Origin of the sequence: Chromobacterium sp. LK1, assembly GCF_001043555.1 — a bacterium.
In the GTDB taxonomy this organism is placed as follows: Bacteria; Pseudomonadota; Gammaproteobacteria; order Burkholderiales; family Chromobacteriaceae; genus Chromobacterium; species Chromobacterium aquaticum.
In genome coordinates this window covers 1-12,993 of sequence record NZ_LDUI01000061.1, presented here as the reverse complement: position 1 = coordinate 12,993, position 12,993 = coordinate 1, and the positions used below count along the sequence as shown (strand labels likewise).

Here is a 12,993-nt window from a genome sequence, read left to right as displayed (position 1 = left end):
AACCCATACCCATCGGAACTAGCATGCAGAACATTCCTCATTACATCGGCGGCGAGCGCTGCGAAGGCCAGAGCGGCCGCTTTGGCGATGTCTACAACCCAGCGTTGGGCCGTGTCGCCGCCCGCGTGCCGCTGGCGGGCCCGGACGAGGTGCAGGCCGCGGTGGCGGCGGCGCGCAAGGCCTTTCCGGCCTGGGCGGAAACCTCGCCGCTGAAGCGGGCGCGGGTGATGTTCAAGTTCAAGGAACTGCTGGAGCAGAACCAGCAGCGCTTGGCGGCGCTGATTTCCAGCGAGCACGGCAAGGTGGTGTCCGACGCCATTGGCGAAGTCACTCGTGGGCTGGAGGTGGTGGAATTCGCCTGCGGCATTCCGCAGTTGCTGAAGGGCGAGTTCACCGAACAGGTGGGCGGCGGCATCGACAGCCATTCCATGCGTCAGCCGCTGGGCGTGGTGGCCGGCATCACTCCGTTCAACTTCCCGGCCATGGTGCCGCTGTGGATGTTCCCGGTGGCGCTGGCCTGCGGCAACTGCTTCATCCTCAAGCCGTCGGAGCGTGACCCCTCCGCCGCGCTGCTGCTGGCTGAACTGCTGCAGCAGGCCGGCTTGCCGGCCGGCGTATTCAATGTGGTGCACGGCGACAAGCAGGCGGTGGACGCCTTGCTCACCCATCCCGACATCGCCGCGCTCAGCTTCGTCGGCTCCACGCCGATTGCCCAGTACATCTATGAAACCGGCGCGCGCCACGGCAAGCGGGTGCAGGCGCTGGGCGGCGCCAAGAACCACCTGGTGGTGATGCCGGACGCGGACCTGGACGGCGCGGTGGAAGCGCTGATCGGCGCCGCCTACGGTTCGGCCGGCGAGCGCTGCATGGCGATCTCGGTGGTGCTGGCCGTCGGTGATATCGGCGATGAACTGGTGGCGCGGCTGGCCGAGCGCGCGCGCAATCTGAAGATAGGCGTGGGCGACGACGCGGCGGCGGAAATGGGGCCGCTGGTGACGCGCCAGCACTTGGACAAGGTGACGGGCTATGTCGCACAGGGCGTGGCCGAAGGCGCGCGGCTGGTGGTGGATGGTCGCGGCTACCGCCATCCCGGCCACGAGGACGGCTTTTTCCTTGGTGGCTGCCTGTTTGATCACGTGACGCCGGAGATGACCATCTACCAGGAGGAAATCTTCGGGCCGGTGCTGGCGGTGGTGCGGGTGCCGGACTTCGACAGCGCGGTGAGCCTGATCAATGCCCACCCCTTCGCCAACGGCACCAGCATCTTCACTCGCTCCGGTGGCGCCGCGCGCGAATTCAGCCACCGCATCCAGGTGGGCATGGTGGGCATCAATGTGCCGATTCCGGTGCCGATGGCCTTCCACAGCTTTGGCGGCTGGAAGGCCTCGCTGTTCGGCGATCACCATATGCATGGTCCGGAGGGCGTGCGTTTCTATACCCGGATGAAGACGGTGACCAGCCGCTGGCCGGCCAAGATGACCGCCGAGTTCGTGATGCCGACGATGAAGTGAGGCGTGTGGAATGACGACCCTGGACGCGGGTATGACCGCTTGCGTTCAGTCTGGCCCGGAGCGATCCGGGCCTTTTTTATATGCTGTTGATATTTTTTGTTGAAATGCCTCAAACTAGGACTAATCGCGCAAAAAGAGCGATCAGCGCTGTCTAGAATAAGTGAACAAGGTGTGGGGAGATGGAAATGAACAAAACAACAATGAGCCTGCGCGGCCGTCTGCTGCTGCTGTTGGTGGCGATGGCCTTGCTGGTGGCGGCGATAGGCGTGCTGTCGGTGATGCGCGAGCGCGACACCATGCTGCAGGACCGCAAGGACAAGACGCGCAATCTGGTGGAGTCGGCGGCGGCGCTGGTGGTGTCCTACGAAAAGATGGCGGCGGACGGCAAGATGAGCGAGCCGCAAGCCAAGCAGCAGGCCGCGGCGGCGCTCAACAGCATGCGCTACGACCAGCGCGAGTATTTCTTCGCCTTCGACAAGAGCCTGACCTATGTCGCCCACGGCGTGAAGCCTGCCTTGATCGGCAAGAACCTGCACGGGGTCAAGGAAGGCAGCGGCCAGGACATGGGCCAGCTGTTCGATCAGGCCTTGAGCAGCGGCGGCGGCAAGGGCTATGCCAGCTATGTGTGGGACAAGCCGGGCTTCGACGCGCCGCAGCCCAAGATTTCCTATTTGATGACTTCGCCCGGCTGGGGCTGGGTGTTGGGCACCGGCATCTATCTGGATGATGTGGCTGCCGCCTATCACAAATCGCTGTTCAACCTGGCGCTGGAGGTCGGCGTGATCCTGCTGCTGCTGGCCGGCCTGGGCGGCTACATCATGCGCAGCGTGCTGGGCCAGTTGGGCGGCGAGCCGGCGGTCACCGTGGATATCGTCAAACGCATCGCCGCCGGGCAACTGGACATGGCGGTGCCGGTGAAGGCCGGCGACCAGGACAGCTTGCTGGCCAATGTGGCCGGCATGCAGGCGCAGCTGCGGCAGCTGGTGGGAGAAATCGCCGCCGCGGCCAATCGGGTGTCTGAAATGAGCGACGACGTCAGCGGTCATGCCGCCGCCGTTGCCAGCGGTTCCGAGCAGCAAAGCGAGGCGGCCACCTCGATGGCGGCCTCGATAGAGGAGCTGACCGTCAGCATCAACCATATTTCCGACCGCGCCCAGGATGCCCGCAGCCTGTCCGAGCAGTCCGGCGAATCGTCGCAGCAGGGCAGCGAGGTGATCTCGCGAGCGGTGGCGGAAATGCGCCGCATCAATGAATCGGTGGAATTGGCGGCCGGCACCATCAATGAACTGGTGGACAAGGCGCAGGTGATCTCCGGCATCATGCAGGTGATCAAGGACATCGCCGATCAGACCAATCTCCTGGCCTTGAACGCGGCGATCGAGGCGGCGCGCGCCGGTGAGCAGGGCCGTGGCTTCGCGGTGGTGGCGGACGAGGTGCGCAAGCTGTCCGAACGCACCGCCCAGGCCACCGAGGAGATCGCCGGCATGATCGCCGAGATCCAGCAAAGCTCCACCCAGTCGCACGGCTCGATGGAAGAAGCGGTGCGGCGCGCCAAGAACGGCCTGGAACTGGCCGAGCAGGGCGGCGCGGCGGTGGGCGAAATCAGCCACAGCGCCAGCGGCGTGCTGGGCGTGGTCAACGATATTTCCCACGCGCTGAAGGAGCAGGGCACCGCCAGCCAGGACATCGCCCAGTACGTCGAGCAAATCGCGATGAGCTCCAGCAAGAACGCGCAGGCGGCGTCCACCGCCTCGGCGGCGCTGGTGGACATGCGCCAGCTAGCCGGCAATCTGCGCGGGCTGGTGTCGCGCTTCCGCTGTTGAGCCGGCGGCGCGGGGGCCCGTGCCGCCGCCGCGTCAGCGGCCGATTTCTGTACGCACGTCCAGCAACTCCGGGAAGAAAGTCAGCTCCAGCGCCTGCTTGAGGAAACGCACGCCGCTGGAGCCGCCGGTGCCTTGCTTGAAGCCGATGACCCGCTCCACTGTCTTCATATGGCGGAAGCGCCACAGGTGGAAGTATTCCTCCACGTCCACCAGCTTTTCCGCCATCTCATAGGCTTCCCAGTGCTGCTGGGGCTGGTCGTAGATCAACTTGAACAGCGGGATCAGTTCCGGGTTGCGCTGATAGGGCTGCGACCAGTCGCGTTCCAGGCTGGAGGCCGGCACCGGCAGGCCGCGCCGCGCCAGGTGGCGCAGGAATTCATCGTACAGGCTGGGCGCTTCCAGGATGGCTTGCAGCGAGGCGTGTTTGTCCGCCTCATGGGCGAACACATTGAGCATCGCCTGGTTCTTGTTGCCCAGCAGGAATTCGATGGAGCGGTATTGATGCGATTGGAAGCCGGAGGAATTGCCCAGCACATCGCGGAACTCCATGTATTCCGACGGCGTCAGCGTCTCCAATACCGCCCATTGCTCGAACAGCAGGCGCTGGATCTGTTTGACCCGCGCTAGGCATTTGAAGCTGGGGCCCAGCGTGTCCTGCTGGACGAAACGCACCGCTGCCTGCAGCTCATGCAGCATCAGCTTCATCCACAGTTCGGAGGTCTGATGCTGGATCACGAACAGCAGCTCGTCGTGGTGCGGCGGATCGGACAGCGGTTTCTGACAGGCCAGCAGCTGGTCCAGGCATAGATAACCGCCATAGCTCATGCGCTCGGAAAAGTTGGTGACGATCCCGGCTTCCAGTTTTCTCTCGTTCATCTTGATTCCCTTGTAGAGGCGGCGCGGCGTTTCTTGGTGTGATTTCGGCGCAGGGCCGGTTCGCGTCGCCGGCGAATGATGATCGGGAATCCGGGGCCGAATGTCAAAACGCGCGATGTTCCAGAGTGGAAACATCGCGCGTTCGCTGGGCAGAGCCGGCAACGCTCAAGGACGGTGCTTGCGCCCCAGCAACATGGCCAGCAGCAGCAGCGCCGCGCAGCCTATCAAGACCGGCGCGTTGCCGTGCCGCATATAGGGGGTCAGTCCCTGGCGGCCCTGAGCGAAGCCTTGCAACACCTGGCGGGTATAGGGCGCCGCCACCGAGGCGATCTCGCCGTCCGGGCGGATGATGGCGGTCATGCCGTTATTGGTGGCGCGCAGCATGTAGCGGCCATTTTCCAGCGCCCGCGTCTGCGACAACTGCAAGTGTTGGCTCATCGCCACGCTCTTGCCGAACCAGGCCAGATTGCTGACGTTGGCCATGATGCTGGCCTGGGCCGCCGGGCCTATCAGCTCCTCGCCGAAGCTGTCCTCGTAGCAGACGTTGAAGGCGATCTTCTCGCCTGCCAGCGGCAGCGGTGGCTGGTTGGCGCCGCCGCTGCTGAAGCCGGACATCGGCATATTCATGAACTGGTAAATCCAGCCTATCAGCCCCGGCACCGGGATGAATTCGCCGAACGGCACCAGGTGGTCCTTGGCGAAATAGGGCCGGCCCGGCGTGGTCAGCGCCACCACCGCGTTCAGATAACCGCGGCCGTCGTTGGTGCGGCGCGGCACCCCGGTGGCCAGCGCCATGCCGGCACGCTGGGCCTGGCCCTCCATCATGCTCAGGTAGCCGGAGGGCAGGTCGTCCAGAAACAGCGGCAGCGCGGTTTCCGGCAGCAGCATCAGGTCGGCGCGGGTGGTGGCCACTTGCTGGTAATACACGCGCAGCGATTCTTCCAGGTTTTCCGGCGACCATTTCAGCTCCTGGGCGATATTGCCCTGCGCCAGCGCCACGCTGATGGGCTTGCCCAGCGGCTGGGTCCATTCGATGCTCTTCAGCCCTTGGCCGTTGCCCCATACCGCCAGCGCGGCGAGCAGCAAGCCGGCGCGCAGCCGCCAGGAACCGTGCACCATCAGTGCCAGCGCGCCGGCGGACAGCGCCACCAGGTAGGTGACCAGGTGGGAGCCGCCCAGCGGCGTATAGCCGGCCAGCGGGCTTTCCGTGATCTGCGAGTAGCCGGCGGCGGCCCAGGGGAAGCCGGTCAGCACCCAGCCGCGCAGCCATTCCCCCAGTTCCCACAGCGCCGGGAAGGCCAGCAGCCAGCGCTGCCACGGCTTGGCGGTGACGCGGGCGCTCAGCCACATCGCGAGGCCCGGGTAGAGCGCCAGATAGGCCGGCAGCAAGAGCACCAGCGGCAGGGCGATCCAGGCCGGCAGGCCGGCCACGTCGTGCAGGCTGTTGTAGATCCAGTTGAAGTTGCTGGTGTAGGCGGCCAGACCCCAGACATAGCCGATCCAGAACGCGCGCTGCGGGTGGCGTTGAGTCAGGTCGGCCAGCGCCGCCAAAGACAGCGGCATGATCCAGAATAGCCGATAGGGGGCGAAGGCGAACAGTGTGAGGCTGCCAGCCAAGGCGGCTGCCAGCAGGACCAGTAAAGTGCGCATGGTAGGCATCAGGCGAAGCCGGCCGGCAAAAGCCGGCCGACGGATTGTCAAATAGCTGATCTTCATCTTAGGAGCGGGCGGCGCGGGCTCCAAGCCCAATCCGGCCGCCGGCTTCCGGCAGCGGCGTTCAGCGTCTGTTCACGCTCTTGCGAGCGTGGGCGAGACAAGGCCGAAACGGCTGGGAAAGCGCAATGCGCAGGCGGCGCATGGGCGTTTCTCAGCCGTGCTCAAGCCAGGCCTCCGCCGCGAAGCAGAAGGCGCGCCGCTTCTCAGACCTCGCTGGTTTCCCCGGCCTGAATCCGCTCCACCAGCAGGGTGTCGACGCGGCGGTTGTCGGCGCGCAGCACGGTGAAGCGCAGGCCGGCGGCTTCCACCGCCTCGCCGCGCTTGGGCAGGTGGCCGGTCAGCGAGATCACCAGGCCGCCGACGGTGTCGACATCGTCGTCTTCGAAATCGGTTTCAAAGTAATGGTTGAAGTCCTCGATCTCGGTCAGCGCCTTGACCCGGTAGCGCTGATGGCCGCGCACCGGCAGGATGTCTTCTTCGTCGTCCTCGGTGTCGTATTCGTCCTCGATGTCGCCGACGATCTGCTCGATCACGTCCTCGATGGTCACCAGGCCGGACACGCCGCCGTATTCGTCCACCACCACCGCCATGTGGTTGTGAGTGGCGCGGAAATCGCGCAGCAGCACATTCAGCGGCTTGGATTCCGGCACGAACACCGCCGGGCGCAGCACCGCCTTCAAGTCGAAGCTGGCCGGCGCGTGGAAATAGCGCAACAGTTCCTTGGCCAACAGAATGCCCAGCACGTCGTCCTTGCTGTCGCCTATCACCGGAAAGCGCGAGTGTCCGGAATCGATCACCATAGGCAGGAAGCGGGTGATCGGATCGTCGCAGCTGATCACGTTCATCTGGCTGCGCGGAATCATCACGTCGCGCACGGTCAGTTCGCTGACTTCCAGCACGCCCTCGATCATGCCGAGCGCTTCCGCGTCCAGCAGATTGCGCTCGAAGGCGTTGTGCAAGAGTTCGATCAACTCTTCGCGATCTTCCGGCTCGCGCAGCAACATGGTGGACAGGCGTTCCAGCCAAGTCGGCCGCGGTTTACTGGGGTCTTCCATTTCTTAGAATTGCTCCTCTCGATACGGGTCGGGATATCCTAGCCTCTGCATGATGACGGTTTCAAGCGCCTCCATGGTTTCGGCTTCGTCGTCTTGCTCATGGTCAAAGCCCTGCAGGTGCAGCATGCCGTGCACCAACAGGTGGGCGTAATGCGCTTGCAGCGGCTTGTTTTGCTCGGCGGCCTCTTTTTCCACCACCGGCGCGCACAGCACCAGATCGCCGATCAGCGGCAGGCCCGGCACCGGATCGCCCTCGTTGAGCGCGAAGCTCAGCACATTGGTGGCGTAGTCCTTGCCGCGGTAGTCATGGTTCAATTGGCGGCCTTCGTCGGCATCCACGATCAGGATGCTGACCTGGGCCTGTTTGACGCCGGCTTGCAGCGCCGCCTGGCTCCAGCGGCGCAGATCGGCGGGCCGCGGCAGCGCGGCGGTTTGACTGCGCACGTCCAGGCTCAGTTCCAGGCGCGCGGCCAGCCGCGCCAGCAGCGGGTTACGCTTGGCTCTTTTCATCTTGCTTGCTTTGGTATTGGTCGTAGGCGTCGACGATTTTCTGCACCAGCGGATGGCGCACCACGTCGTCGCTCTGGAAATGATGGAAATGAATGCCGCGCACCATGCCCAGGATGCGTTCCACCTCGACCAGGCCGCTCTTCTGATGGCGGGCCAGGTCGATCTGGGTCACGTCGCCGGTGATCACCGCCCTGGAGCCGAAGCCGATGCGGGTCAGGAACATCTTCATCTGTTCCGGCGTGGTGTTCTGCGCCTCGTCCAGAATGATGAAGGCGTTGTTCAGCGTGCGGCCGCGCATATAGGCCAGCGGCGCGATCTCGATTAGGTTCTTCTCGAACAGCCGGGTCACGCGGTCGAATCCCATCAGATCGTACAGCGCGTCGTACAGCGGCCGCAGATAGGGGTCGACCTTCTGCGCCAGGTCGCCGGGCAGGAAGCCCAGCTTCTCGCCGGCCTCCACCGCCGGGCGCACCAGCACGATGCGCTTGACCGCGTCGCGCTCCATCGCGTCCACCGCGCAGCCCACCGCCAGATAGGTCTTGCCGGTGCCGGCCGGGCCGATGCCGAAGGTGATGTCGTGCTGCTGGATGGCCTTGATGTAGCGGCTTTGACGCGGGGTGCGGCCGCGCAGATCTCCGCGGCGGGTCACCAGCACCGGCACGTCTTCGTCGTCGGCTGCGGTCTCGACGCCATTGGCCGCGTGGCGGCGCAGTTCCACCAGGCACAGTTGCACGTCGTCTATCGACAGCTCCTGCTTTTCCGCCAGCAGGTAGAGCCGGGTCAGCGCTTCCACCGCGGCCTTGGCCTGCTCGCCCTGCACGCGGAAGCTTTCGCCGCGGCGCTGCACCGTCACGTCCAGGCCGGTTTCGATCTGTTTCAGGTTTTCGTCCAGCGGGCCGCACAGGCGGGCCAGCCGTTCATTGTCTACGGGATTGAAGCTTAGCGGTTCGGAATGCGAGGTCGTCATGCGGCTTGTATGGTCTGGAGCGTGGCTGGTGTTAAGGCTGCGGCGAGCATCAAATGTTCCGCAGGCAATCCAGTTCCGGCGCGCTCATGCTTGCGTGGAACTCGGTGATTTCGTAGCGGGCGACATTGGCGACGGCGAAGGGGTCGCGCGCCAGCAGCGCTTCCAGCTCGGCGCGTTCGCCGCGGGCCAGGATCACGCCGCCGGTGCGCGGGGATTTGCGGCCGGAGGCCAGCAGCAGGCCGGCGGCATAGCCTTGCTGCAGCCAGACAATATGCTGGTCCAGCAAGGCGTCGATATCGGACAGCGGGGCGGTGTAGCTCAGCGAAACGATGAACATGGCGGCTCAGTGGGGATGAAAAGCTTCAAGCATACGCCCGCCGGCGGCGACGGGCGCAAAAAAATGGCGGGCGGGCGTCATGCTCAAGCGGTTTCCGTGATCAGCGCCTCGCCCACCAGCGAGTGCGGGCGGGCTTCGGTGATGCGCACGTCCATCATCTGGTTCAGCAGGCGCGGATGGCCGACGAAGTTGACCACGCGGTTGTTGGCGGTGCGCGCCGCCAGCATGGTGGCGTCCTTCTTGGACACGCTTTCCACCAGCACGCGCTGCACCGTGCCTACCATCGCCTGGTTGATGGCGAAGCCCTTGGCCTCGATCACCTCGTTCAGGGCTTCCAGGCGGCGCACTTTCTCCGCGTGCGGGGTGTCGTCCGGCAGATTGGACGCCGGCGTGCCCGGGCGCGGGCTGTAGATGAACACATAGCTGAAGTCGACCTCCATGTCCTTGACCAGCTTCAGCGTCTGTTCGAAGTCGGCCTCGGTCTCGCCGGGGAAGCCGACGATGAAGTCCGACGACAGGCACAGATCCGGGCGCAGCGCGCGCAGCTTGCGGATGATGGATTTGTACTCCAGGCCGGTGTAACCGCGCTTCATCGCCGCCAGCACGCGGTCGGCGCCGCTTTGCACCGGCAGGTGCAGATGAGACACCAGCTTGGGCAGCTTGCCGTAGCAATCGATGATGCGCTGGCTGAATTCGCGCGGGTGGCTGGTGGTGAAGCGGATGCGCTCCACGCCCGGCACTTCGTGCACGTATTCCAGCAGCAGCGCGAAATCGGCGATTTCGCCGTCGGACATCGCGCCGCGGTAGGCGTTGACGTTCTGGCCCAGCAGGGTGATTTCCTTCACGCCCTGCGCGGCCAGGCCGGCGATCTCGGTCAGCACGTCGTCGAAGGGGCGGCTGACCTCCTCGCCGCGGGTATAGGGCACCACGCAGAAGGAGCAGTACTTGGAACAGCCTTCCATGATGGACACGTAAGCCGCGCCGCCGTCCACCTTGGCCGGCGGGATGTGGTCGAATTTTTCGATTTCCGGGAAGGAAATATCCACTTGCGAGCTGCCGCTGGACTGGCGCGATTTGATCAGGTCCGGCAAGCGATGCAGCGTCTGCGGGCCGAACACCACGTCGACATAGGGCGCGCGCTTGACGATGGTTTCGCCTTCCTGCGACGCCACGCAGCCGCCGACGCCGATGATCAGATTGGGGTTGGCTTCCTTCAGCGGGCGGATGCGGCCCAGGTCGGAGAACACCTTTTCCTGCGCTTTCTCGCGCACGCTACAGGTGTTGAAAAGGATGACGTCGGCGTCTTCCGGCTTGTCGGTCTGAATCATGCCCTCGGCGTCGGACAGCACGTCGGCCATCTTGTCCGAGTCGTACTCGTTCATTTGGCAGCCGAAAGTCTTGATGTATACCTTTTTCATTGCAGCTTGATTCCAGCGTGTTTCCGTCGGTTCGTCGCGGCCTGCTTGGCAGGCGCGCGCCGCGCGCGGGATTATTGGGATGGCTGGGAGGCGGCCTCGGCCTCCCTTTGCTTCAGCAATTCCACTTCCTCGGGACGCAGCACCCAGATGCGGTTGATCTGGCCCTGCATATTGAAAGTCACGGCCACTGGCTTGCCCTCCAGGGTATCCAGTTGGCCGCGCAGCAGGAAGCGGTTGCTCTCATCGAAGATGCGCAGGCCGGGCGCCAGCGGAAACTGGCGGTTGGAGCGGATGAAAATGCCGAGCAGGCTTTCCAGCAGCGAGCGGTCTTTCTTGACGAACTCGATGGTGGCGTCATCCACGGCGCGGACGGTGCCGGCCTTCAGATCCAAGGGCAGCAGGCGGCCGGCCAGGGCGGGGGCGGCGAGCGATGCCGCGAGCAGGGCGACGATGAGTATTTTCATAAGGAATTGAATGCGTTGCGCGCGATTCTATCATAGCTTGGCCGGCGGCCAGGCCAAATCTTCCTGTGAGCATGGGCGCGTCGGCGCGGCAAAGCGGCTCGTTTTACAATGAACGCTGCATGCACACCGCGCCTTCGCCATAGGCGGCATTGGCCTCATTGTCCCGGCTGGCCTGGTAGCCAAAGCGCTGCCAATAACGGGCGGCGCCCAGTACCGCCACCAGCCGCGCCTGGCGCAGGCCGCGGCGGCGGCCCTGGCCCAGCACGGTTTGCACCAGCCGCGGCCCCAGGCCGTGACCGCGCGCGTCCGGATGCAGCGCCAGATCGTGGATGAACAGAGTGTCGGCGGCGGTTGGCAGCTGTTCCAGCTTATGGCCCAGCTTGGGCGGGCGGCTGCCGGCCCAGGGGTGGGCAAACAGATAACCCAGCAACTGGCCGGGACGTTCCGCCACCCAGCAGGTGTCCGGCGACAAACGCTGGCGCGAGGCCAGCGCATCGCGGCTTTCCAGCATCTCGGCAGGGTAGCAGTGCTGCTGCACTTGCAGCACCGCGGGTAAATCTCGAACTTGCATCGGGCGCAGGACGATGGCGTCCTGGCGACTACTGACTGCGGACATCGGTACGGCCTATCCATGAAAAACGACAAAAGCAAAGAGCGCGGCGACTGCCGCGCTCTGTTCGAATACGAATGGCATTATAGCGCGCCAGCCGCGCGCGCGGCCAGCCGGCAGGCCCCGCTGAACCGCTACCGCAAGGGGGTTTCCCTGGCCTTGGACGCGCCGGCGCCGCACGCGGCATTGAATTTCTGGCGGAATAATGGTCTATTCCTGATCCGCCCCATTCCTTGAGTCGCCGTTTATGTCGCACTGGCTGTCCCTGATCGACCCCGACAAGATTCGCCGCACCCCGCTGGGCGCGCGCGGCCATAATCTGCTGCTGACGCCGCAGGCGACGCCGCAAGCGTTGCTGCTGAGCCTGGAAGAGCAGGAGCTGGTGGGCGGCTGGCTCAAATCGCGGCGCAACCGCGCGCGCTGGAGCAGCCTGCTGGCGTTGGCGGACAGCCCCACGCTGGCGGAGAACCTGCTGCGCCGGCTATTGGAGGCCGGCTGGTGCGAAGTGGAACTGCATGCCGAAACCGGCTTGCGCTTTAATCAGCTGGAACCGTTCTGGGTGCAATGGCTGGACATGTACGGCCTGCGTCACCTGCTGGGCATGGCCGACCCGCGGCCGCAGGCGGAAGTGGTGGAGCTGTGGCGCGGCTGGCAGCCGCGCCATCCCTTGTTGCTGGGCTTGGCGGAAAGCCTGAGCCCGCATTTGCAATCCTCCACGCTGGAGCGCCGGCTCAAGCTGGCCCAGGCGCTGGATCAATGGTTGCTGGACGGCAGCTGGGGCACCGAGCGCCAATTCTCGCAACGTGCGCTGGGGCGCAGCAAGGCCTTCGGCGCGGCGGACCGGCAGTGGCTGGCGGAGTTCGGCATCGATCTGGAAGCTTGCGGCATCGCCCGCCACACCCCGCATGTGTTCCTGTCCGGGCCGCTGGGGCTGTGGGCCGGACAGCACTGCCTGTTGTCCGCGGCCTTGCTGCAGCAAGGCGTGGCCTTGGGGCCGGAGGCTTTGCTGGGTGTGAGCGCGGTGGAGGGGGCGATCCGCAGCGTGCGCATCGTGGAAAACCTCAGCGTGTTTCAAACCCTCAGCCAGCAGGCGCTGCCGGTGCTGACCATCTGGGTGCCGGGCCAGCCGCACCAGCGTTGGCGCGAGGCGGTGCGCCATCTGCTGTCCTTGCTGCGGGTGCCGGTGCAGATCGCCTGCGACCTAGACCCGTCCGGCATCGCTATCGCGATGGCCGTGGGCAAGGTGGCGGAGCAGGCCGGCCGGCCGTGGGAGCCGTGGCGGATGCTGCCGGAGCAACTGACGCTGGCCAATGGCGCGCAGCCCTTGAGCGAGGCGGACCAGGCGCAGCTGGCGCGCTTGATGGGCGGCGGCCTGCCGCCCTTGCTGCACAGTCTGGCGATGGAGATGCAGGAGCGGCAGTGCAAGGTGGAGCAGGAGGCGCTGTTCATCGATGAATGGGGGGATTGAGCCGTGGTGTTGCACTCGGCGAGATGAGTGCGGCCGCGCCGGCTGAGGAGCAAGGTGCTGGCAGGTTTGAATAAAAGGCGACGCAGAATTTGCGTCCTTTTTTATTGGGTGACACAGAAGGTGCTGATCAGCAAACAGGGGCTGGCGCTGCAGCGCCTTGGCTCCATGGCCCTAAGAACCTGTTCAAAGTCTGCTGCGCTTCAGCGATACGGCGTTAAAAACGAGCTCAAAATGCTCA

Annotated in this window: 14 protein-coding genes; 5 read left to right on the top strand and 9 right to left on the bottom strand. The window is 65.0% G+C overall.

Features of this window, described 5'->3' with window-relative positions; translation table 11 throughout:
- The first annotated feature begins 23 nt into the window (after positions 1-23).
- Both VI26_RS22010 and VI26_RS22005 read left to right on the top strand, forming a co-directional pair.
- Positions 24-1,511 (top strand): CoA-acylating methylmalonate-semialdehyde dehydrogenase, encoded by a 1,488-nt coding sequence (locus VI26_RS22010; protein WP_048411910.1) that lies wholly within the window; start codon positions 24-26, stop codon positions 1,509-1,511.
- A gap of 185 nt (positions 1,512-1,696) precedes the next feature.
- The gene (locus VI26_RS22005; protein ID WP_156184000.1) at positions 1,697-3,334 is read left to right on the top strand and encodes a methyl-accepting chemotaxis protein; all 1,638 of its coding nucleotides are present in this window, start codon (positions 1,697-1,699) and stop codon (positions 3,332-3,334) included.
- A 33-nt stretch (positions 3,335-3,367) separates the two neighbouring features.
- Here the strand turns inward: VI26_RS22005 and kynA are convergent, their stop codons facing one another.
- The 9 genes from kynA to VI26_RS21960 all read right to left on the bottom strand — a co-directional run bounded on the left by kynA (position 3,368) and on the right by VI26_RS21960 (position 11,293).
- Positions 3,368-4,210 carry a tryptophan 2,3-dioxygenase gene (kynA, locus tag VI26_RS22000; RefSeq protein WP_048411908.1) on the bottom strand — a complete coding sequence of 281 codons (843 nt, stop codon included), beginning with the start codon at positions 4,208-4,210 and terminating at the stop codon, positions 3,368-3,370.
- Between the two features lie 165 nt (positions 4,211-4,375).
- Entirely contained in the window at positions 4,376-5,860 is a 1,485-nt protein-coding gene (lnt, locus tag VI26_RS21995; RefSeq protein ID WP_048411927.1) for an apolipoprotein N-acyltransferase, read from the bottom strand.
- A gap of 269 nt (positions 5,861-6,129) precedes the next feature.
- Positions 6,130-6,981, bottom strand: coding sequence for an HlyC/CorC family transporter (locus tag VI26_RS21990; RefSeq protein ID WP_019102982.1), 852 nt, complete (start codon positions 6,979-6,981; stop codon positions 6,130-6,132).
- 3 nt (positions 6,982-6,984) lie between these two features.
- A complete protein-coding gene (gene ybeY, locus VI26_RS21985) occupies positions 6,985-7,491 on the bottom strand; it encodes an rRNA maturation RNase YbeY (protein WP_048411907.1) in 507 nt (168 codons plus the stop codon).
- Positions 7,472-8,458, bottom strand: coding sequence for a PhoH family protein (locus tag VI26_RS21980; protein ID WP_048411906.1), 987 nt, complete (start codon positions 8,456-8,458; stop codon positions 7,472-7,474). The genes ybeY and VI26_RS21980 overlap by 20 nt, the downstream gene beginning before the upstream one ends.
- Positions 8,459-8,507: 49 nt before the next feature.
- Complete coding sequence (locus VI26_RS21975; RefSeq protein WP_048411905.1) at positions 8,508-8,795, bottom strand: YciI family protein; 288 nt, start codon at positions 8,793-8,795, stop codon at positions 8,508-8,510.
- An 83-nt stretch (positions 8,796-8,878) separates the two neighbouring features.
- Positions 8,879-10,213 (bottom strand): tRNA (N6-isopentenyl adenosine(37)-C2)-methylthiotransferase MiaB, encoded by a 1,335-nt coding sequence (miaB, locus tag VI26_RS21970; protein ID WP_048411904.1) that lies wholly within the window; start codon positions 10,211-10,213, stop codon positions 8,879-8,881.
- A 71-nt stretch (positions 10,214-10,284) separates the two neighbouring features.
- On the bottom strand, positions 10,285-10,677 hold the full coding sequence (locus VI26_RS21965; protein ID WP_048411903.1) for a hypothetical protein: 393 nt from the start codon (positions 10,675-10,677) through the stop codon (positions 10,285-10,287).
- Between the two features lie 103 nt (positions 10,678-10,780).
- Entirely contained in the window at positions 10,781-11,293 is a 513-nt protein-coding gene (locus tag VI26_RS21960) for a GNAT family N-acetyltransferase (RefSeq protein ID WP_048411902.1), read from the bottom strand.
- Positions 11,294-11,308: 15 nt separating this feature from the next.
- Here VI26_RS21960 and VI26_RS21955 point away from each other — a divergent pair, with 15 nt between their 5' ends.
- From VI26_RS21955 to VI26_RS25125, 3 genes are all read left to right on the top strand, one after another.
- The gene (locus VI26_RS21955) at positions 11,309-11,524 is read left to right on the top strand and encodes a hypothetical protein (RefSeq protein ID WP_048411901.1); all 216 of its coding nucleotides are present in this window, start codon (positions 11,309-11,311) and stop codon (positions 11,522-11,524) included.
- Between the two features lie 10 nt (positions 11,525-11,534).
- The gene (locus tag VI26_RS21950; RefSeq protein WP_048411900.1) at positions 11,535-12,755 is read left to right on the top strand and encodes a DUF2399 domain-containing protein; all 1,221 of its coding nucleotides are present in this window, start codon (positions 11,535-11,537) and stop codon (positions 12,753-12,755) included.
- 54 nt (positions 12,756-12,809) lie between these two features.
- Positions 12,810-12,993, top strand: a 184-nt coding sequence (locus tag VI26_RS25125) for a hypothetical protein (protein ID WP_231581087.1), incomplete at its 3' end; no start/stop codon positions are given.

Coding starts and splice junctions, on each gene's coding strand:
- VI26_RS22010 (WP_048411910.1), top strand. CDS start 24: ATGCAGAACATTCCTCATTACATCGGCGGCGAGCGCTGCGAAGGCCAG.
- VI26_RS22005 (WP_156184000.1), top strand. CDS start 1,697: ATGAACAAAACAACAATGAGCCTGCGCGGCCGTCTGCTGCTGCTGTTG.
- kynA (WP_048411908.1), bottom strand. CDS start 4,210: ATGAACGAGAGAAAACTGGAAGCCGGGATCGTCACCAACTTTTCCGAG.
- lnt (WP_048411927.1), bottom strand. CDS start 5,860: ATGCGCACTTTACTGGTCCTGCTGGCAGCCGCCTTGGCTGGCAGCCTC.
- VI26_RS21990 (WP_019102982.1), bottom strand. CDS start 6,981: ATGGAAGACCCCAGTAAACCGCGGCCGACTTGGCTGGAACGCCTGTCC.
- ybeY (WP_048411907.1), bottom strand. CDS start 7,491: ATGAAAAGAGCCAAGCGTAACCCGCTGCTGGCGCGGCTGGCCGCGCGC.
- VI26_RS21980 (WP_048411906.1), bottom strand. CDS start 8,458: ATGACGACCTCGCATTCCGAACCGCTAAGCTTCAATCCCGTAGACAAT.
- VI26_RS21975 (WP_048411905.1), bottom strand. CDS start 8,795: ATGTTCATCGTTTCGCTGAGCTACACCGCCCCGCTGTCCGATATCGAC.
- miaB (WP_048411904.1), bottom strand. CDS start 10,213: ATGAAAAAGGTATACATCAAGACTTTCGGCTGCCAAATGAACGAGTAC.
- VI26_RS21965 (WP_048411903.1), bottom strand. CDS start 10,677: ATGAAAATACTCATCGTCGCCCTGCTCGCGGCATCGCTCGCCGCCCCC.
- VI26_RS21960 (WP_048411902.1), bottom strand. CDS start 11,293: ATGTCCGCAGTCAGTAGTCGCCAGGACGCCATCGTCCTGCGCCCGATG.
- VI26_RS21955 (WP_048411901.1), top strand. CDS start 11,309: ATGAAAAACGACAAAAGCAAAGAGCGCGGCGACTGCCGCGCTCTGTTC.
- VI26_RS21950 (WP_048411900.1), top strand. CDS start 11,535: ATGTCGCACTGGCTGTCCCTGATCGACCCCGACAAGATTCGCCGCACC.